Source organism: Streptomyces sp. NPDC005141 (genome assembly GCF_053599975.1).
Genome location: NZ_JBSFYW010000080.1, coordinates 1 through 18,550, shown reverse-complemented (window position 1 = coordinate 18,550; position 18,550 = coordinate 1). Strand labels below are relative to the sequence as shown.

At 71.6% G+C, this 18,550-nt stretch carries 14 protein-coding genes and 1 pseudogene; 9 read left to right on the top strand and 6 right to left on the bottom strand.

Features of this window, described 5'->3' with window-relative positions:
• Positions 1–249 precede the first annotated feature (249 nt).
• The 5 genes from ACWD68_RS37285 to hemB all read left to right on the top strand — a co-directional run bounded on the left by ACWD68_RS37285 (position 250) and on the right by hemB (position 6,521).
• On the top strand, positions 250–1,008 hold the full coding sequence (locus tag ACWD68_RS37285; protein WP_451810908.1) for a redox-sensing transcriptional repressor Rex: 759 nt from the start codon (positions 250–252) through the stop codon (positions 1,006–1,008).
• Positions 1,005–2,711 carry a glutamyl-tRNA reductase gene (locus tag ACWD68_RS37280; RefSeq protein WP_451810907.1) on the top strand — a complete coding sequence of 569 codons (1,707 nt, stop codon included), beginning with the start codon at positions 1,005–1,007 and terminating at the stop codon, positions 2,709–2,711. The genes ACWD68_RS37285 and ACWD68_RS37280 overlap by 4 nt, the downstream gene beginning before the upstream one ends.
• The gene (hemC, locus tag ACWD68_RS37275; protein WP_451810906.1) at positions 2,708–3,667 is read left to right on the top strand and encodes a hydroxymethylbilane synthase; all 960 of its coding nucleotides are present in this window, start codon (positions 2,708–2,710) and stop codon (positions 3,665–3,667) included. The genes ACWD68_RS37280 and hemC overlap by 4 nt, the downstream gene beginning before the upstream one ends.
• Entirely contained in the window at positions 3,664–5,367 is a 1,704-nt protein-coding gene (locus tag ACWD68_RS37270; RefSeq protein ID WP_451810905.1) for a uroporphyrinogen-III synthase, read from the top strand. Before hemC ends, ACWD68_RS37270 begins: the two co-directional genes overlap by 4 nt.
• A gap of 161 nt (positions 5,368–5,528) precedes the next feature.
• Positions 5,529–6,521, top strand: a complete 993-nt coding sequence (hemB, locus tag ACWD68_RS37265; RefSeq protein WP_451810904.1) for a porphobilinogen synthase — start codon at positions 5,529–5,531, stop codon at positions 6,519–6,521.
• A gap of 43 nt (positions 6,522–6,564) precedes the next feature.
• Here the strand turns inward: hemB and ACWD68_RS37260 are convergent, their stop codons facing one another.
• On the bottom strand, positions 6,565–7,302 hold the full coding sequence (locus ACWD68_RS37260) for a DUF4232 domain-containing protein (protein ID WP_451810903.1): 738 nt from the start codon (positions 7,300–7,302) through the stop codon (positions 6,565–6,567).
• Between the two features lie 210 nt (positions 7,303–7,512).
• Between ACWD68_RS37260 and ACWD68_RS37255 the strand changes: the two genes are divergently transcribed.
• From ACWD68_RS37255 to ACWD68_RS37245, 3 genes are all read left to right on the top strand, one after another.
• Complete coding sequence (locus ACWD68_RS37255) at positions 7,513–8,910, top strand: helix-turn-helix domain-containing protein (RefSeq protein WP_451810902.1); 1,398 nt, start codon at positions 7,513–7,515, stop codon at positions 8,908–8,910.
• 73 nt (positions 8,911–8,983) lie between these two features.
• The gene (locus ACWD68_RS37250; protein WP_451810901.1) at positions 8,984–9,886 is read left to right on the top strand and encodes an SAM-dependent methyltransferase; all 903 of its coding nucleotides are present in this window, start codon (positions 8,984–8,986) and stop codon (positions 9,884–9,886) included.
• Positions 9,887–10,106: 220 nt separating this feature from the next.
• Positions 10,107–11,315: an aminotransferase-like domain-containing protein gene (locus ACWD68_RS37245; RefSeq protein ID WP_451810900.1), complete on the top strand. Its 1,209-nt coding sequence runs from the start codon at positions 10,107–10,109 to the stop codon at positions 11,313–11,315.
• 40 nt (positions 11,316–11,355) lie between these two features.
• On the opposite strand, the gene ACWD68_RS37240 is transcribed toward ACWD68_RS37245, so the two are convergent.
• The 4 genes from ACWD68_RS37240 to argS all read right to left on the bottom strand — a co-directional run bounded on the left by ACWD68_RS37240 (position 11,356) and on the right by argS (position 15,850).
• Positions 11,356–12,309 (bottom strand): CU044_5270 family protein, encoded by a 954-nt coding sequence (locus ACWD68_RS37240; protein ID WP_451810899.1) that lies wholly within the window; start codon positions 12,307–12,309, stop codon positions 11,356–11,358.
• Complete coding sequence (locus ACWD68_RS37235) at positions 12,302–12,970, bottom strand: RNA polymerase sigma factor (protein WP_451810898.1); 669 nt, start codon at positions 12,968–12,970, stop codon at positions 12,302–12,304. The genes ACWD68_RS37240 and ACWD68_RS37235 overlap by 8 nt, the downstream gene beginning before the upstream one ends.
• Before the next feature lie 120 nt (positions 12,971–13,090).
• Positions 13,091–14,005, bottom strand: a complete 915-nt coding sequence (locus ACWD68_RS37230) for a DUF4253 domain-containing protein (RefSeq protein WP_451810897.1) — start codon at positions 14,003–14,005, stop codon at positions 13,091–13,093.
• A gap of 75 nt (positions 14,006–14,080) precedes the next feature.
• Positions 14,081–15,850, bottom strand: coding sequence for an arginine--tRNA ligase (gene argS / locus ACWD68_RS37225; RefSeq protein WP_451810896.1), 1,770 nt, complete (start codon positions 15,848–15,850; stop codon positions 14,081–14,083).
• A 145-nt stretch (positions 15,851–15,995) separates the two neighbouring features.
• Between argS and lysS the strand changes: the two genes are divergently transcribed.
• Complete coding sequence (lysS, locus tag ACWD68_RS37220; RefSeq protein ID WP_451810895.1) at positions 15,996–17,762, top strand: lysine--tRNA ligase; 1,767 nt, start codon at positions 15,996–15,998, stop codon at positions 17,760–17,762.
• A gap of 92 nt (positions 17,763–17,854) precedes the next feature.
• Here lysS and ACWD68_RS37215 read toward each other — a convergent pair.
• Positions 17,855–18,550 (bottom strand): annotated as a pseudogene (locus ACWD68_RS37215) (DUF2637 domain-containing protein); the annotation flags it as partial.

Here is an 18,550-nt window from a genome sequence, read left to right as displayed (position 1 = left end):
ACGGCGATTGGTCTCGGGGGCGGGATTCGTTGAGGAGAGTGTGCGGTTTTGCCCCCTTCAAGTGTGGAACGAAGCCGTCCGCGCGCCGGTTCCATACGTGCGCGCCGGGCATGCGTGACCCCGGTCACGTTGGCCGGGCAAATCGGACACCATCTTTGTGCACGCGTTCACAAAGACATAGCCTGCATTCGACGGGGCGGTCTAGGTACGTGTGACCGCCTAAAGCCCCGCTCTACCCGCAGGAGCACCGTGGCAACTGGCCGAACTCACCGACCGGCGACCCGCAGCCGAGGGATTCCCGAGGCCACCGTCGCCCGGCTTCCGCTGTACCTCCGAGCCCTCACCGCACTGTCGGAGCGCTCGGTACCCACGGTCTCCTCCGAGGAGCTCGCGGCCGCGGCGGGGGTCAACTCCGCGAAGCTGCGCAAGGACTTCTCCTACCTCGGCTCCTACGGGACGCGTGGTGTGGGGTACGACGTCGAGTATCTCGTGTACCAGATCTCCCGTGAACTGGGCCTGACCCAGGACTGGCCGGTAGTGATCGTCGGTATCGGCAACCTCGGCGCGGCGCTGGCCAATTACGGAGGGTTCGCCTCGCGTGGATTCCGTGTCGCCGCGCTCATAGACGCGGATCCAGCGATGGCCGGCAAGCCCGTCGCCGGAATCCCGGTCCAGCACACGGACGACCTGGAAAAGATCATCGACGAGAACGGTGTCTCGATCGGTGTCATCGCCACTCCGGCCGGAGCCGCCCAGCAGGTCTGCGACCGCCTGGTGGCCGCCGGAGTCACCTCCATCCTGAACTTCGCGCCGACCGTCCTGACCGTCCCGGACGGTGTCGACGTGCGCAAGGTCGATCTCTCCATCGAGCTGCAGATCCTCGCCTTCCACGAGCAGCGCAAGGCCGGCGAGGAGGCCGAGGCGCAGGCCGATGCCGCCGCCACCGCCGCGCAGGAGAACAACCGCAAAGGGCCCGACGGGGATGTTCCCGCCGTGATGCCGGCATGAGTCTCCTCGTCGTCGGGCTGAGCCACCGCAGCGCTCCGGTCAGTGTTCTGGAGCGGGCCGCGCTGTCCCCGGACGCGCAGTTCAAGCTGCTCCAGGACACCCTCGCCGCCGAGCCTGCCGCCGAGGGCGCGGTGCTCGCCACCTGCAACCGCATCGAGCTGTACGCCGACGTGGACAAGTTCCACGCGGGCGTCGCCGAGCTGTCCACGCTGCTCGCCCAGCACAGCGGGGTCGGGCTCGAGGAGCTCACTCCCCACCTGTACGTGCACTACGAGGACCGGGCCGTCCACCACCTCTTCTCGGTGGCCTGCGGCCTGGACTCGATGGTCGTCGGCGAGGGCCAGATCCTCGGCCAGATCAAGGACGCGCTCGCCACCGCGCAGGAACTGCACACCGCGGGCCGCCTCCTCAACGATCTTTTCCAGCAGGCCCTGCGGGTCGGCAAGCGCGCCCACTCCGAGACCGGCATCGACCGCGCGGGACAGTCCCTGGTCACCTTCGGCCTGGAGCAGCTGTCCGCCGGACGGGCGGTCGAGGCCTGGGCCAAGGGCAAGAAGGCCCTCGTCATCGGCGCGGGCTCGATGTCCTCGCTGGCCGCCGCGACGCTCGCGCGCGTCGGCGTCGGCGAGATCGTGATCGCCAACCGCACCCAGGACCGCGCCGAGCGCCTCGCCGAGATCCTCACCGGCGGCGACGACACGGACGTGGTGGCCCGCGCGGTACCGATGGACTCGGTGCCGGTCGAGCTGACACGTGCCGACATCGCCGTGTCCTGCACCGGAGCGACCGGGATCGTCCTGACGGCCGAGTCGGTCGCGGCCGCCGTCGAAGGACGTACGGGAACGCCCGCGGCCGTACGCGACGCGGCGTCGGCCGGTCCGGCCGGGCACCTCGCGTCCACCAGCCTCGGCACCGAGGACGGCTGCCCGCTGGACCTGTCCGCCGTGCAGGGCGCCACCGGCTTCTCCGTCATGGGCGAGGCGGCCGTCGCCGGCATGGACGCCGCCACCCTGGAGCAGCACGCGGCCTGGGTGGACAAGGGCACCGGGACCGTCGAGCGCCGCGACAGCCGTCGTACGCCCGACGCCGACGCCGACGTCATCACCGCGCTGGCCGCAACCGTCGCCACGATCGGCCGCATCCCCGAGCGCCGCAGGCCCGAACCCGTCGTCGAGGCTCCCCGCCCCGCGCCGGTGCTCGCGCTGCTCGACCTCGCGATGCCCCGTGACATCGACGCGGCCGTGCACCGGCTGCTCGGTGTGCGGCTCGTCGACCTCGAGTCGCTGGCCGGCGCCTCCGCGGACGCGCCGATGGCCGCGGACGTGGACCAGGTGCGCCGGATCGTCTCCGACGAGGTGGCCGCGTTCGGTGCCGCCCAGCGGGCCGCGCACATCACCCCCACTGTCGTGGCGCTGCGCGCCATGGCCGCCGATGTCGTCGCGAACGAGATCGCGCGGCTGGACGGGCGGCTGCCGGACCTCGACGACAAGCAGCGCGGCGAGATCAACCAGGCCGTGCGGCGCGTCGTCGACAAGCTGCTGCACGCGCCGACCGTACGGGTCAAGCAACTGGCCGCCGAACCCGGCGGCGCCGGGTACGCGGACGCGTTGCGGACCCTGTTCGACCTGGACCCGGAGACGGTCGCCGCCGTCTCGCGGGCCGAGAACAACACCGAGAACGCCAAGAACCGAGGGCGAGCATGAGTGAGCAGGCTTTGAGGCTCGGGACCAGGCGCAGCAAACTCGCCATGGCCCAGTCCGGGCAGGTGGCGGATGCCGTGAGCCAGGTGACCGGACGGCCCGTCGAGCTCGTTGAGATCACGACGTACGGCGACATTTCCCGCGAGAACCTCGCGCAGATCGGCGGCACGGGCGTCTTCGTGACCGCGCTGCGGGAGGCACTGGTGCGCGGGGAGGTCGACTTCGCCGTGCACTCCCTCAAGGATCTGCCGACCGCGCAGCCCGAGGACCTCGCGCTGGCCGCCGTGCCGGTGCGCGAGGACGTGCGCGACGTACTCGTCGCCCGCGACGGACTGACCTTCGCGGAGCTGCCGGACGGCGCACGCGTGGGCACCGGCTCGCCGCGGCGCATGGCCCAGCTGAACGCGTACGCGCGCAGTCACGGGATGACGATCGAGACGGTCGCCATCCGGGGGAACGTCGACACCCGCATCGGGTACGTCCGCGCCGGAGAGCTCGACGCCGTCGTGCTCGCCGCCGCCGGACTCAACCGGATCGGCCGCATCGACGAGGTCACCGACTTCCTGTCGGTCGACACCGTTTTGCCCGCCCCCGGCCAGGGGGCCCTCGCGATCGAGTGTGCCGCGGACAACGCGGACCTCGTCGCCGCGCTCGGAGAGCTCGACGACCCGTTCACCCGGGCCGCCGTGACAGCCGAGCGATCCCTGCTTGCCGCCCTGGAGGCCGGCTGCAGCGCACCCGTGGGCGCGCTGGCCGACCTGCTGGCCGACGGGCAGATTGTCAAGGAGATGCGCCTGCGCGGCGTCGTCGGCACGACCGACGGCTCGACGCTGGTGCAGCTGTCCACCACCGGTCCCGTGCCCGAGACACATGACCAAGCGATGTCGCTCGGCCGTGAACTCGCTGCCGAGATGCTTGCCAAGGGCGCGGCCGGTCTGATGGGGGAGCGAGCACTGTGAGCCCCACCAACCTTCCCGCCGGTCCGGACCACGGGCACGTCACCTTCCTGGGTGCCGGACCCGGAGATCCAGGGCTGCTGACACTGCGCGCCGTAGAGGCGCTGGCGAACGCGGACGTACTCGTCGCCGAGCACGATGTGCTCGACGTGGTACGCGTACACGCCAGACAAGGCGTCGCTGTTCTGAACACGGATCCGGACACTTCACCGGATACGTACCGGAGCACAGGCACGCCTCAGCTGACGGTTGTTGACAGCGCGTCAACAGCCGTTGGTGACCCCGCGTCGAGGGATGCTGCCAATCTTGTCATGACGGCCGCACGGGGCGGCAAGCGGGTCGTGCGTGCGGTGTCCGGGGACCCGGGACTTGATACGTACGCGGCCGAGGAAATGCTCGCGTGCGTCGCCGCGGGTGTTCCGTTCGAGGTCGTGCCCGGCATCGCCGCCGCCGTCGGTGTACCCGCCTACGCGGGTGTGCCGCTGCGGGACGCGCAGGGCGCGGACGTACGGTTCGTCGACGCGCGGACCGCCTCGGACCGCTGCTGGACCGAGGTCGGCGCGTCAGACGGCACCGTCGTCGTGTCGGCGACCCTCGACTCCGTGGCCGCGGCCGCGGGTGAGCTCGTGGCCTCCGGACGCAAGCCCGACACCCCGATGGCGGTGACGATCGCCGGTACCACGACCCGGCAGCGCACCTGGTCGGCCACGCTCGGCACGATCGCGCAGACGCTGAAGCAGGCGAAGGTGCTGCCGTCCCCGGACGGTGGCCGCCCGGTGATAGCCGTGGTCGGTGAGCGTTCCGCCGCCGCCCATCGCGACCAGTTGTCGTGGTTCGAGTCCAAGCCGCTGTTCGGCTGGAAGGTGCTCGTGCCGCGGACGAAGGAGCAGGCGGCGTCGCTCTCCGACCAGCTGCGGTCGTACGGGGCCGTGCCGCACGAGGTGCCGACGATCGCCGTCGAACCGCCGCGCACGCCCCAGCAGATGGAGCGCGCGGTCAAGGGCCTGGTGACGGGCCGCTACGAGTGGATCGCCTTCACCTCGGTGAACGCGGTCAAGGCCGTGCGGGAGAAGTTCGAGGAGTACGGGCTCGACGCCCGTGCCTTCGCGGGCATCAAGGTCGCGGCCGTCGGCGAGCAGACCGCGAAGGCGCTGATCGCCTTCGGCGTGAAGCCGGACCTGGTGCCGAGCGGCGAGCAGTCCGCCGCCGGTCTCCTGGAGGACTGGCCGCCCTACGACCCGGTCTTCGACCCGATCGACCGGGTGTTCCTGCCGCGTGCCGACATCGCCACCGAGACGCTGGTGGCCGGGCTCATCGAGCTGGGCTGGGAGGTCGACGACGTCACGGCGTACCGCACCGTGCGCGCGTCGCCGCCGCCGGCCGACACCCGCGAGGCGATCAAGGGCGGCGGCTTCGACGCCGTGCTCTTCACCTCGTCGTCGACCGTGCGGAACCTGGTGGGCATCGCCGGCAAGCCGCACAACGTGACGGTGATCGCCTGTATCGGTCCCGCGACGGCCAAGACGGCCGAGGAGCACGGACTGCGGGTCGACGTGATGGCTCCGGAGCCCTCCGTGCACAAGCTGGCGGAGGCGCTGGCGGACTTCGGGCTGCGGCGGCGCGCCGCCGCGCTGGACGCGGGGGACCCGGTCACCCGGCCCAGCGAGCGCCGGCCCGGGTCGAGGCGACGCCGGACCACCTGACGCCGGTGGGGGGCGGGGTGGGGTTTTTCGCCCCCTCCGCCCCTGTCCCCTCCCGTACCTGGGGCTCCCGCCCCAGACCCCGCTCCTCGAACGCCGGAGGGCGTATCACACCGACACCGCGTCGGTATAGGGGCTCTTGTGGCGGGCGTAGCGTAGATGTCATGACGAAGTACGGATCCTTCCCCGGTACGCGTCCCCGGCGGCTGCGCACCACCCCCGCAATGCGCCGGATGGTCGCCGAGACCCGGCTGCACCCGGCCGATCTCATCCTCCCCGCGTTCGTCCGCGAGGGCGTGAGCGAGCCGGTGCCGATCGCCGCGATGCCCGGGGTCGTGCAGCACACCCGGGACAGCCTGCGGAAGGCCGCCGTCGAGGCGCTGGAGGCCGGGGTCTCCGGGATCATGCTGTTCGGCGTTCCCGAGGAGGCCAAGAAGGACGCCGTCGGGACGCCCGGCACGGACCCGGACGGCATCCTCCAGGTCGCCCTGCGCGACGTCCGCGCCGAGGTCGGCGACGAACTGCTCGTGATGTCCGACCTGTGCCTCGACGAGACGACCGACCACGGGCACTGCGGTGTGCTGGACGAGCAGGGCCGGGTCGACAACGACGCCACCCTGGAGCGGTACGCCGAGATGGCTCAGGTGCAGGCCGACGCAGGCGCCCACATCGTGGGCCCCAGCGGGATGATGGACGGCCAGATCGGCGTCGTCCGGGACGCCCTCGACCAGATCGGCCGCGAGGACGTCGCCATCCTCGCCTACACCGTCAAGTACTCCTCCGCCTTCTACGGCCCCTTCCGTGAGGCCGTCGGCTCCTCGCTCAAGGGCGACCGCAAGACGTACCAGCAGGACCCGGCCAACGCGCGGGAGTCCCTGCGGGAGTTGGCGCTCGATCTGGAGGAGGGCGCCGACATGGTGATGGTGAAGCCCGCGGGCCCCTACCTCGACATCCTCGCCCGTGTCGCCGACGCGTCGGACGTGCCGGTCGTCGCGTACCAGATCTCCGGCGAGTACTCGATGATCGAGGCCGCCGCGGAGAAGGGCTGGATCGACCGGGACAAGGCGATCCTGGAGTCCCTCACCGGCATCAAGCGGGCCGGCGCGAAGAACATCCTCACGTACTGGGCCACCGAGGTCGCCCGGAACCTGCGCTAGCCTTCCGGCGGTTCCGGCGACCCCGGGTCGGGGCGCGGCCCGCTCAGTACGCGAGCGCGTCGTCCAGGTCCTGCTGCCAGTACGTCACCGTGAGCCTGTCGTCGACGTACACGCCCTTCGCGGGGAGGGCGGGGCGGGCGGTCCTGCCCTCGTCGGCGAAGCCGATCTCCAGGGTCCTGGCCGTGTAGCCGTTGCCGCCGCTGCCGTCGGCCGCCGACAGCAGCACGCCCGCGTAGCCGGACTCGCCGGGAGTGAGGGTGACGACCGCCTGCGGGTGGGTCTCCTCCGCGACCGGCGGGACGGACTGGGCCTCGCCGAAGCGGGCGATCGGATAGCCCGTCAGGTCGCAGTTCTTCGCACCCGTGTTGGTGACGGTGAGCAGCAGGTGGTTGAGCGGGCGCGAGACCACCGTCGCGGTCGTACGGGTGTCGGCGCCGTCGCACGCCGCATTACGGGTGCCGGTGCCGGTCCCGCCCGCGGAGGTGCCCGAACCGCCCGTCGAGCCCGTGCCGTTCTTCCCGGCGGAGCCGCCCGTGGAGCCGGTGGTGGAGCCGGTGCCCTTCGAACCGTTCGTCGAACCCGTGGTGGTGCCGGTGCCCGTGGGCTTCACCGTCGTGCCTCCGTCGGCCGCCGGGTCGCTCGGACGCGCCGAGGAGCGGCCCGCGGCGGACGGCCCCTCGTCGCGGACGCCGTCTCCGTTGCCGCACGCCGTGAGGGCGAACGCGGTGAGCGCGATCGTGGAGGCGGCGAGCAGACGGGTGCGTGCGATGCGTGCGGACATGGGTGATCCCCCTGTGGTGTGGCTGGTGGAACGGCCGCTCGACCGGTCGGCGGGAGCGGCGTGCTTGGATGGCCACAGCTTGTGCGGTGATCCGTCTCGGCCGCCACACCCGGCGGGGGATACGGGACGCCGGAACGCCGGAACGGGGTCTGACCTGGGGGAACGGCATCCCCCTGGAACGCGGTCCGGAACACGGGGGATGGAGGAACGGTGGCGGGGGACGAGTTCGCGGGACTGCTCCGGGAGCTGAAGGAGCGGTCCGGTCTCAGCTACGGGGCGCTGGCCAGACGGCTGCACGTGAGTACGTCCACACTGCACCGGTACGTCAACGGGGATGCCGTACCGGCGGACTACGCGCCCGTCGAGCGGCTCGCGCGCGCATGCCGGGCCACTCCGGACGAGCTGGTGGAGCTGCACCGGCGGTGGGTCCTGGCGGACGCCCTGCGAGGGAAGAAGGGGCCGTGCCCGGCTACTGCTTCGGGCGCGGGACCCGACGCCGCGGCGACCGACGCGAAGGCACCGGAAGCCGAGTCCGGCGCGGGAGCCGCGGGGGCTGCCGTCGGCCCGGAGGGCGAGGCGGGGGGAGCGGGCGGTGTTCTGCCTGACGCCGGGGCGGAGGGGCCGGCGGACGGTGGCCCGGAGGCCGGCGATCCCGCGCCGGTGAAGCGGAGCCGGCTGCGGAGCCGGCGGGCCGTGGTGCTCGCCGGGGTCGGTGCGGTCGTCCTGACGGCCGTCGTGTCCAGCACGCTGACCGTGCAGCTCGGCTCCGGCGGCGGTGACGACGACGCCAAGGGCGAGGCCGTGTCCCTCGGCGTACCGACCGCCGCGGGCCCGCGCGAGAGCGGCGGAACCTCGGACGCCCGCCACCGTCCGGCCTCGCCGTCCGCCTCGCGCGGCGGCAGCCCCGAGGCGTCCGTCTCGTCCATCGGCGGGTTCGTCGACCAGGACGGGGCCGCCGCGGACGGAGCGGCTGGAGACGGGGCGGTCGCGGAGGGAGCGGCCGGTGGCGGCGCGCCGACCGTCGCCGTCGACCCGTACAAGTTCGACGACCCGTGCAGCCAGCACTATCTGGTGAACCGGCCCGCCCCGCAGGTGCCCCCGCCGCCGAACGAGTCGGACGCGCGCGGCTGGGTCACCGCGCTCGGCGGCGTCCCGAGCGGGGAGCAGATGCTCGCGCTCACCGTGCAGGGCACCGGGAAGGCGACCGTCGTCCTGAAGGCGCTGCACGTGCGGGTGCTGGACAAGGGCGCGCCGCTCGCCTGGAACGACTACGCGATGGGCGTGGGCTGCGGCGGCGGGGTGGAGACGAAGTCCTTCACCGTGGACCTCGACGCGGGACGGCCGGCGATCACGGTCAAGGGCGGACAGCGGAACTTCCCCTACAAGGTCAGCGAGTCCGACCCCGAGGTCTTCTACGTGTTCGCCGACGCGCAGGCGCACAACGTGAGTTGGTACCTGGAACTCGACTGGTCCAGCGGGACGAGGAGCGGCACCGTGCGCGTCGACGATCACGGCAAGCCGTTCCGGACCAGCGGCAGTGTGGGGCGGCCCGCGTACGACTATCCGCTGGGCGGCAGCGAGTGGCGGACGGCCCCTCCTCCCGGCTGACCGGCAGCATCAAGTCGCCCCAGGAGTTAGGTTGTTGCCCGTTGAAAGACGCGACTCTCCAGGGAGATGCTTCATGTCCGGTGATGCCCTCGGCCAGGACCCCGCGGAGCTGAGAAGGAGGATCGACACCACCAAGGCACACCCCGCCCGGGTCTACGACGTCTTCCTCGGCGGCAAGGACAACTACCCGGTCGACCGGAACGCGGCCGCCGCCGCGCTCGCCGCGAACCCACGGGGCTACCTCGACGTCCGGCACAACCGTGACTTCCTGCGCCGCGCCGTGACCACGCTGACCACGGACGACGGCATCCGGCAGTTCCTGGACATCGGCACCGGACTGCCCACGCAGGAGAACGTCCACCAGATCGCCCAGCGGATCACCCCGGACGCGCGGGTCGTGTACGTCGACAACGACCCGGTGGTCCTCGCCCACGCGCGCGCCCTGCTCACCAGCGGGCCCGAGGGGCGTACGGACTACATCGACGCGGACCTCGAGCAGCCCGGGCAGATCCTCGAACAGGCCGCCAAGACCATCGACTTCGACCATCCGGTCGCCCTGGTGCTGGTCGCGATCCTGCACTTCGTCGAGGACGCCGAGGCGTACCCGATCGTGCGCGGACTCGTGGACGCGCTGCCGTCCGGCAGCCGGCTCGTCCTCAGCCACCTCACCGAGGACCTGAACGCCGAGAACATTCGCGCGGTCCAACGGACCTACACCGAAAGAGGGTTCACCTTCGTGCTGCGCTCGAAGGCGGAGGTCGAGCGCTTCTTCACCGAGAACGGCCTGGAACTCGACGAACCCGGTGTCGTCCCCGCCCACCACTGGCGACCCGACGGCAACGCCCCGGTCCCGGAGGCCGCCGAACCCGCCCTCCTGGCCACGCTCGACGACATCGAGAAGGTCCGCTACCGCGACATCAACGACGTCACGGACGCGGACATCAACGTGTACGTCGCGACGGGCGTCAAGCCCTAGACACCGCCACCGGGCCGCCTCCGGCCGGTGGTCCCAGGCCCCGGCCCCGGCCGGGGTCCCGGCGCTCCCGTGCCCGGCCAGGGTCACGGTCCCAGGCCCCGGGAGGCCGTCCGTATCCCGGAATTGACGGGTGTAGACGGCACGCACCGGCCTAGGGTGCGGGCACGAGCCGGCCCCGGCGCGCCGGGGCCGCCGCCCGCAACGACAAGGAGCCGCCACCGTGACCGTCACCGATCCCGCAGCCGCGACCGCCCCCGTGCCCCCGCTCGCCGCCCGGGCCACCGCGATCGGCGGTTCGCCGGTACGGGACATCCTCGCGGTCACGGCACGCCCCGAGGTGATCAACTTCGCGGGCGGACTGCCCGCCCCGGAACTGTTCGACGCGGACGGCATCGCGGCGGCGTACCGCGACGTCCTCGCCGAGGAACCCGAACGGGCCCTGCAGTACTCGACGACCGAGGGCGAACCGGCGCTGCGGGCGGCCCTCGCCGAACGGACGAGCACACGCGGACTGCCGACCGGACCGGACGACGTCCTCGTCACCACCGGCTCGCAGCAGGCGCTGTCGCTGCTCGCCACCGCCCTGCTGGAACCCGGCGACACCGTCCTGGTCGAAAGCCCCTGCTATCTGGCGGCACTTCAGGCGTTCGCCTTCGCGGGAGCACGGGTGCTGGCCGTGCCCGGCGACGACGACGGCATCGACCCCGAGGCACTCGACGAACTGGTGGCCCGGGAGCGGCCGAAACTGCTCTACACCGTGCCCACCTTCCAGAATCCGACCGGGCGCACCCTGCCGGGCGAGCGGCGGGCCGCCATCGCCCGCGTCGCCGCCGCGCGCGGGCTGTGGATCGTCGAGGACGACCCGTACGGAGAGCTGCGCTTCGAGGGTGAGCGGCTGCCCTGGATCGCGTCCCACGAGGGTGCCGGGGACCGGACCGTGCTGCTCGGCTCCTTCTCCAAGGTGATGGCGCCCGGCATGCGGCTGGGCTGGCTGCGGGCGCCCGCGGCGCTGCGGCGCGCCTGCGCCGTCGCCAAGCAGGCCGCCGATCTGCACACCCCGACCGTCAACCAGCTCGCCGCCGCCCGCTATCTGGCCGACCGCGACCTGGACGCCCACGTGGCGAGGGTCGCGGCCGTCTACCGAGAGCGGCGCGACGCCATGCTCGCGGGAATCGGCGCCGCCCTCCCGGCCGGGTCGACCTGGACCCGGCCGGAGGGCGGCATGTTCCTCTGGGCCCGCCTGCCCGAGCCGTACGACACCACGGCCCTGCTCCGTCCCGTGGTGGAACAGGGTGTGGCGTACGTGCCCGGCGCGCCCTTCTACGCGGGCGCCCCGGAGACGTCGACGCTGCGCCTGTGCTTCGTCACGCAGACCCCGGACGAGATCGCGGAAGGGCTGCGCCGCCTCGGAACGGGGTTGCGCGGCTGAACCGGGATTGCGCGGCCGGGGGAGCCGCCAGGACCACGCCCTAGCGGGCCGGACGTTCGCCCGGCCTGTCCACCACCGCTTCCTTCACGAGGCCCTTCACTTGCCAGTACCTCCTGCCGCTGCTCGTCTCGCCGTACTGGAGCATGCCGAGATAGGCGTAGGTGTCAGGGTCGAAGACGAAGCTGAACGACAACCCGGGGTAGGAGATCTCTATGCCGTGCCGGCCGAGCGCGTCGACCTCGTCGTGGTCGATCACGACGGCGGGCAGCTTCGCGACGGCCTCGAACGCGGCGGCCTGCAACCCCGGGGGCATGACCCGGGGGCCCCGGAGGAGCGAGCACGCCACCGTGTAGGCGATCCGGTCTTCCTCGATGCCGGGCGCGCCCTTGCGGCCCTGCCTGAACCACTTGAGGAGTTCGTCGGGGTCGGTCGGCCATCGCTTCAGCTTCGCGTACTGGACAGGCGGTACCTGCGTCTGATGCCTGGTCAGCGGCGGGATGACGTGAATCCTGCCGTTGTAGCTGTACCGGGAGCTCTTCGAGCCGTCCACCGACAGCCAGTACTCGTCGATGAGCCGTTCGACCTTCCCGTCCTTCCGCCAGGTCCGATGGCTGACCTCCTTGGCGTAGAGGTACTGGTCGTTGCGCGGGACCGGCAGATCGGCGCTGTCCGACCGCGACCTTTCCGCGGCCCTGCGCAGCACCTGCGCGGCGCTGAGCGTGGTCAGGCGCGGCGCACCCGCCCCACCCGTGCCGCCTCCACCGCGGACGGCGGCGAAGGTGGTTCCGGCCACCGCCGCGGCGCCCGTCGCGGCGATCGCGGCACGGAACACCAGCCGCCTGGACAGCGGACGGTGCCGCGCGAGGGCGCTCCGCCCGCCGCGGGTCTCCTCGCCGATGGCGTTCTGCAGCCGGGCGCGGGCGGTGGCGCGCGCCCGGTCCGTCGGCGCGGCCGGGTCGGCCGCGAGGTCGCGCACGGGGGTGAGGTCATCCATGGCGGGGTTCCTCCTGGTCCTCTCGAAAGGCTGTGGGATCTGACCCGCCCAGTGCTTCGCGCAGTCTCTTGCGGGCCCGGTGCAGCCGTGAGCGCACGGTCCCCACCGGTATGCCCAAGGCCTCGGTGGCCTCCGCGTAGTCGAGATCTCCCCAGGCGATCACCAGCAGCACGTCCCGGTAGCGGGCGGGCAGCTTCGCCAGGGCGGCCGACAGCGCGCCGCGCGTGCCCTCGGCACTGACCCTGGCGACCACCCGCTCCGCCAGGTGCTCGCTGCCGCTCTCCTCGGCCGGGGCCGTGGAGACGACCCGCGACATCGCCCTCAGACGGCGTGCCTCGGCCCGCCGGTGCCTGCTGACGAGACGCGTGACGATGCCGTACAGCCATGGGCGCGCGTGCGGCCTCGACAGGTCGTAACGGCGCCGACACTGGAAGGCGATCACGAAGGTCTCGGCCATCAGATCGTCGGCCGCCTCGGTGCCGAGCCGCCTGGCCGCGTACCGGTGGATGTCGTCGGCGTAGCGGTTGAACAGCTCGGCGAACACTTCGGGTTCGTCCCAGGACCGCTCGATGACCGAGGCGTCGGAGCCGGAGTCGCCGGCCTGGCCCGTGCCGGTGCCCGCGGCGGGACCATGGACTCCGACGCTCGGTGAGACGGTCACTGGTCGCCTCTCAGGATCATGGACTTCCTCGAAGACGGGGGCAGGGTCACCTGCTGTTCGCCGATGCCCGCGTTCGAGTTCCCGAGCCGGGTCGCCGGGATTCCCGGCGCCGGGGCGGGCTCAGTCCCACCAGAAGGACCACAACCGCTCGCCCAGCACCTCCTGTTCGGCGTACGTCTGCAGCGTCGTGTGGTGGCCCTGGGTGATGTTGTCCGGGCAGAAGGCGAAGTGCTCCGCCGCGACCGCCTCGGCCTCCGCCAGGGTGGCCGGCGGGGCCGCCACGGACAGCACCAACCGGTCGAAGGTGAGGGCCACCACGCGTATGCCGAAGCGGTCCTCCCACGAGCGGAGCACGGCGCACAGACGCCCCACGTCGCCCTCGTGGTTGAGAGGGCCCGACCAGCCGAGGGCGGCCGGGATGTCGGCGCTGCGGCGCGCCGGAACCAGCGCGAGCCGGGGCTGCTTCAGCCACGAGCCGTGATCCGCGAGGGAGTCGGCGATCTCGGCGGCGCGCGCGTCCGGATCCGCTTCCGGCGCGGTGGCGGCGGCCAGGCCCGGCCAGAGAGGCCCGTACGGCGCGATCGTCGCGTCGAGGGCGGGCTGCTCCCCGAAGATCTCGACCACCCTGTCCTTGCCGGGGTAGTCCTGGTCCGCGTCGAGTTCGTCCGCCGCGTACTCCTCCCAGAACTCGGCCAGCACCTCGTCGGCGTCGTGGTCCCCGGGGTACGACACCTCGTCGGGTATCAACTCCCAGTCCTCCGGGCCGTTCTGCGGGCCGCCCACGTCGACCAGCACCGGCAGCAGACCGGACAGCCGGGCGGGAGCGGCCAGCGCCGCCCAGGCTCCGGGAGCCGGCCCGTCCTCGGCGTGCCACAGCAGCGGCTCGTGCCACGGGCCGTCGTTCTCCCCCACTGCCTCAAGGGCGTGGGAGGTGCCCCCAGCGTCGATCAGTCTCCCGGGCGGGAGTTCGAGCCCGAGCGCGCGCCCGCTCGGGTCTGCCGTCAGCCGCGGCAGCGGATTGGGAAGTGTCGCCATGCCGGTGACTGTAGGGGCCGGCACTGACAACGCGCGGCGGACCGGCCCCTGCCCGGCTGCGGGGAACCGGGTGTGTCAGAGCCGCTCGGGCGTCCGGATGCCCAGCAGGGACATGCCCTGGTGGAGCGTGCGGGCCGTGAGGTCGCAGAGGAAGAGGCGGTTCTCCGCGACCTCCTGCGCCGGGGCCGGCTTGATGACCGGGCACTGGTCGTAGAACGTCGTGTAGAGCGAGGCCAGTTGGTACAGGTACGCCGCCAGCTTGTGCGGGGCGTACTCGGCGGCCACCTCGTCCAGCGTCTCGCCGAACCGGTCCAGGTGCAGACCCAGCGCCCGCTCCGCCGGGGCCAGTTCGAGCTCCGGGTGGGCCAGCGGCGTGCGGTCGCCGGCCTTGCCGAAGATCGACCGGATACGGGCGTACGCGTACTGGAGGTACACGGACGTGTCGCCGTTCAGCGAGACCATCTGGTCCAGGTCGAACTTGTAGTCCCGGACGGCGGAGGTGGAGAGGTCCGCGTACTTCACGGCGCCGATGCCGACGTACCGGCCGTTCTCCTCGATCTCCCGCTCGCTCAGGCCCACCTTCTCGGCCTTCTCCCGCACGACGCCCGTCGCCCGCTCGATCGCCTCGTCCAGCAGGTCCACCAGCCGGATCGTCTCGCCCTCACGGGTCTTGAACGGCTTGCCGTCCTTGCCCAGCACCGTGCCGAAGGCGAGCTGGTGGGCCTTGACGCCGTCGTTCAGCCAGCCGGCCCTGCGCGCGGTCTCGAAGACCATCTTGAAGTGCAGGGACTGCCGGGCGTCCACGACGTAGATCAGGCTGTCGGCCTTCAGGTTGAAGACACGGTCACGGATCGCGGACAGGTCGGTGGCCGCGTAGCCGTAGCCGCCGTCCGACTTCTTCACGATCAGCGGGACCGGATTGCCGTCCGGGCCCTTCACGTCGTCGAAGAACACGCAGAGCGCGCCGTCCGAGCGGACCGCCACGCCCGACTCCTCCAGGAGCCGGCACGTCTCGTCCAGCATGGCGTTGTAGCCGGACTCGCCCACCACGTCGGCGTCGCGGATCTCCATGTCCAGCTTGTCGAAGACCGAATAGAAGTAGATCTTCGACTCGTCCACGAACTTCTGCCACATGGCCAGCGTCTCGGGCTCGCCCGCCTGGAGGTCCACCACCCGGCGCCGCGCCCGTGTCTTGAACTCCTCGTCGGAGTCGAAGTGGGAACGCGCCGCCTTGTAGAGGCCGTTCAGGTTCGACATGGCCTCCTCGCCGGAGACCTCGCCGCCCTTGTGGTCCAGCTCGTGCGGGTGCTCGATCAGGTACTGGATGAGCATGCCGAACTGGGTGCCCCAGTCGCCGATGTGGTGCCGGCGCACGACGGACTCACCGGTGAACTCCAGGATCTGCACCACCGCGTCACCGATCACCGCGGACCGCAGGTGGCCGACGTGCATCTCCTTCGCCACGTTCGGCTGCGCGTAGTCGATCACCGTCGTGCCCGGGTGCTCCGCGAGGGGCACCCCGAGGCGCTCGCCGTCCGCGTACCGCCGCGCCAGGTTCTCCACGATCGCCCGGTCGGTGATCGTGATGTTCAGGAAGCCGGGCCCGGAGACCTCGATGTCCTTGATCACGTCACCCGACTCGACCCGGGCCACGACCTGCGTCGCCAGCTCGCGCGGGTTCGCCTTCGCCTTCTTGGCGAGGGCCAGGATCCCGTTGGCCTGGAAGTCGGCCCGGTCGCTTCGGCGCAGCAGCGGGTCCGCGGAACCGGCCTCCGGCAGAGCTGCCGAGAGGGCGTCCGCGAGGCGCTGATGGACGGAAGCGGTGAGGGACGTGACCGAGGCCATGGAGTGGCTGCCGTTCTGCTCGGGTTCCGGAGATTCTGAGTACAGGAAAGCCAGTATCCCACGCGGTGAAAAGCCGTTTTCGCGGTTGAGGCCCGAGCTGGGAGAATGGTCGCGTCAGCCGTACTGGCGTATGAGAAAGAAGGACGTGCCGATCGTGGCTCAGAGCACCGAGACCACCGACTGGGTCTCCCGTTACGCGGATGAGGTCATCGAAGAGTCGGAGCGTCGGGCCCCGGGCGCGAAACACTCTGGTGCCGCCGCACCGGTGGTAGTCGTCGCGTCCGGGCTCTCCCCCTCCGGCCCGATCCACCTCGGCAACCTCCGCGAGGTCATGACCCCGCACCTCGTCGCCGACGAGATCCGCCGCCGCGGGTACACCGTGCGCCACCTGATCTCCTGGGACGACTACGACCGCTACCGCAAGGTCCCGGCCGGCGTCCCCGGCGTCGACGAGTCCTGGGCCGAGCACATCGGCAAGCCGCTGACCTCCGTCCCCGCCCCGAAGGGGTCCGAGTACCCGAACTGGGCCGAGCACTTCAAGGCCGCGATGACCGAGGCGCTGGCCGAACTCGGCGTCGAGTACGACGGAATCAGCCAGACGGAGCAGTACACCGCGGGCGCCTACCGCGAGCAGATCCTGTTCGCGATGAAGCGCCGCGGCGACATCGACGCGATCCTCGAGCAGTACCGGACCAAGAAGGCCCCCGCCAAGAAGCAGCAGGGCCAGAAGCCGGTCGACGAGGCCGAGGTCGAAGCCGCCGAGGGATCGGGCGCCGCCGCCGAGGACGACGGCAGCTCCGACTCCGGGTACTACCCGTACAAGCCCTACTGCGGAAGCTGCGACAAGGACCTCACCACGGTCACGGCCTACGACGAGGAGACGACGGAGCTGACGTACACCTGCTCCGCCTGCGGCTTCTCCGAGACCGTGCGGCTCAGCGAGTTCAACCGCGGCAAGCTGGTCTGGAAGGTCGACTGGCCCATGCGCTGGGCCTACGAAGGCGTCGTCTTCGAGCCGAGCGGTGTCGACCACTCCTCCCCGGGGTCCTCCTTCCAGGTCGGCGGGCAGATCGTCGGGATCTTCGGCGGCAAGCAGCCCATCGGACCGATGTACGCCTTCGTCGGCATCTCCGGCATGGCCAAGATGTCCAGCAGCAAGGGCGGGGTCCCCACCGCGGCCGACGCGCTCCAGATCATGGAACCGCAGCTGCTGCGCTGGCTCTACGCCCGCCGCCGCCCGAACCAGTCGTTCAAGATCGCCTTCGACCAGGAGATCCAGCGGCTCTACGACGAGTGGGACAAGCTCGCCGGCAAGGTCACCGACGGCTCCGTGCTCCCCTCGGACGCCGCCGCGTACGCCCGCGCCGTCGGCACCGCCGCCGGGGAACTGCCCAGGACCCCCCGCCCGATGGCCTACCGCACGCTCGCCTCCGTCGCCGACATCACCGCCGGCGCCGAGGACCAGACCCTGCGCATCCTGAGCGAACTCGATCCCGAGAACCCGCTCACGTCCCTGGACGAGGTCCGGCCCCGGCTCGACAAGGCCGACACCTGGATCAACACCCAGGTACCGGCCGAGGAGCGCACCGTCGTCCGCGACGAGCCGGACGTCGAGCTCCTGAAGTCCCTCGACGACCAGGGCCGCGAGTCGCTGCGCCTGCTCCTCGACGGACTGGAGGAGAACTGGTCCCTGGACGGCCTCACCCACCTCGTCTACGGCGTTCCCAAGGTCCAGGCCGGCTTCCCCGCCGACGCCACCGCCAAGGAACTCCCGACCGAGATCAAGGTCGCCCAGCGCACCTTCTTCGCGCTGCTCTACCACCTGCTCGTCGGCCGCGACACCGGGCCGCGCCTGCCCACGCTGCTGCTCGCCGTCGGACAGGACCGGGTGCGCAAGCTGCTCGGCGCGTAGCCGCACCCAGCAAAGCCGTACGAGGAAGGGGCGCCCGGTGATCACCGGGCGCCCCTTCCTCGTACACACTCCATCGCTCACACACCGTGGTGCTACGCGATGTGGTCCTCCTCCAGCTCCGTGTTGAAACGGTTCTGGAAGCGGCCCATGTAACGCCTCAGCTCGCTGTCCGTGAGCGTCACACCGAACGTGGCCTCGACGTTCCCGCCGAACTCACCCTTCGTCGGCAGACCCTGGCCGGGCATTATCGACTGGCGGAACACCTGGTAGAAGCTCTCCTCGCGGGACTTCTCGTCGGCGAGCGGCGACTGCTCCTCCCGCGGGGACGGAATGGGCAGCTGCTCCGGAGCGCCGCCCTCACCCAGCTGCCGCGTGCGGCCGGGACCCGCCGGGATAGGGAAGGTGCCTGTCTCCTCCGGTCCGGGCTCGTACGCCTGCGCCTCCTGCTCGGCGAACCACTGCCGGTACTGCTCCTCGGGCGCGTACGACGGGTCGTAGCCGCCGTCGTACGGGATCTCCTGAGGATCGGGGGTGGCGAACCACGGGTTCGACTCCGGCCCCGCCGCCTGGCTCTGGCCCTGGTACTGATCCTGGTACTGGCCCTGGCCCTGGTACTGGCCCAGATTCTGGTCCTGGCCCTGCTGAACGTACTCGGCCTGCGGCTGCCGCTCGCCGCCACCGTTCGACTCCAGCTCCAGAGGCTCGGGAGCCGCCGGGGCGGCGGCCGGGACGGACGCCTGGACCGGCGCGGGCGCCGGCGGCAGCACCGCGGGCTCGATGCCGGCCGC

Bases quoted from the DNA above. Each gene is read 5' to 3' on its own strand.
- ACWD68_RS37280 (WP_451810907.1), top strand. From the start codon at position 1,005: ATGAGTCTCCTCGTCGTCGGGCTGAGCCACCGCAGCGCTCCGGTCAGT.
- hemC (WP_451810906.1), top strand. From the start codon at position 2,708: ATGAGTGAGCAGGCTTTGAGGCTCGGGACCAGGCGCAGCAAACTCGCC.
- hemB (WP_451810904.1), top strand. From the start codon at position 5,529: ATGACGAAGTACGGATCCTTCCCCGGTACGCGTCCCCGGCGGCTGCGC.
- ACWD68_RS37260 (WP_451810903.1), bottom strand. From the start codon at position 7,302: ATGTCCGCACGCATCGCACGCACCCGTCTGCTCGCCGCCTCCACGATC.
- ACWD68_RS37250 (WP_451810901.1), top strand. From the start codon at position 8,984: ATGTCCGGTGATGCCCTCGGCCAGGACCCCGCGGAGCTGAGAAGGAGG.
- ACWD68_RS37240 (WP_451810899.1), bottom strand. From the start codon at position 12,309: ATGGATGACCTCACCCCCGTGCGCGACCTCGCGGCCGACCCGGCCGCG.
- ACWD68_RS37230 (WP_451810897.1), bottom strand. From the start codon at position 14,005: ATGGCGACACTTCCCAATCCGCTGCCGCGGCTGACGGCAGACCCGAGC.
- argS (WP_451810896.1), bottom strand. From the start codon at position 15,850: ATGGCCTCGGTCACGTCCCTCACCGCTTCCGTCCATCAGCGCCTCGCG.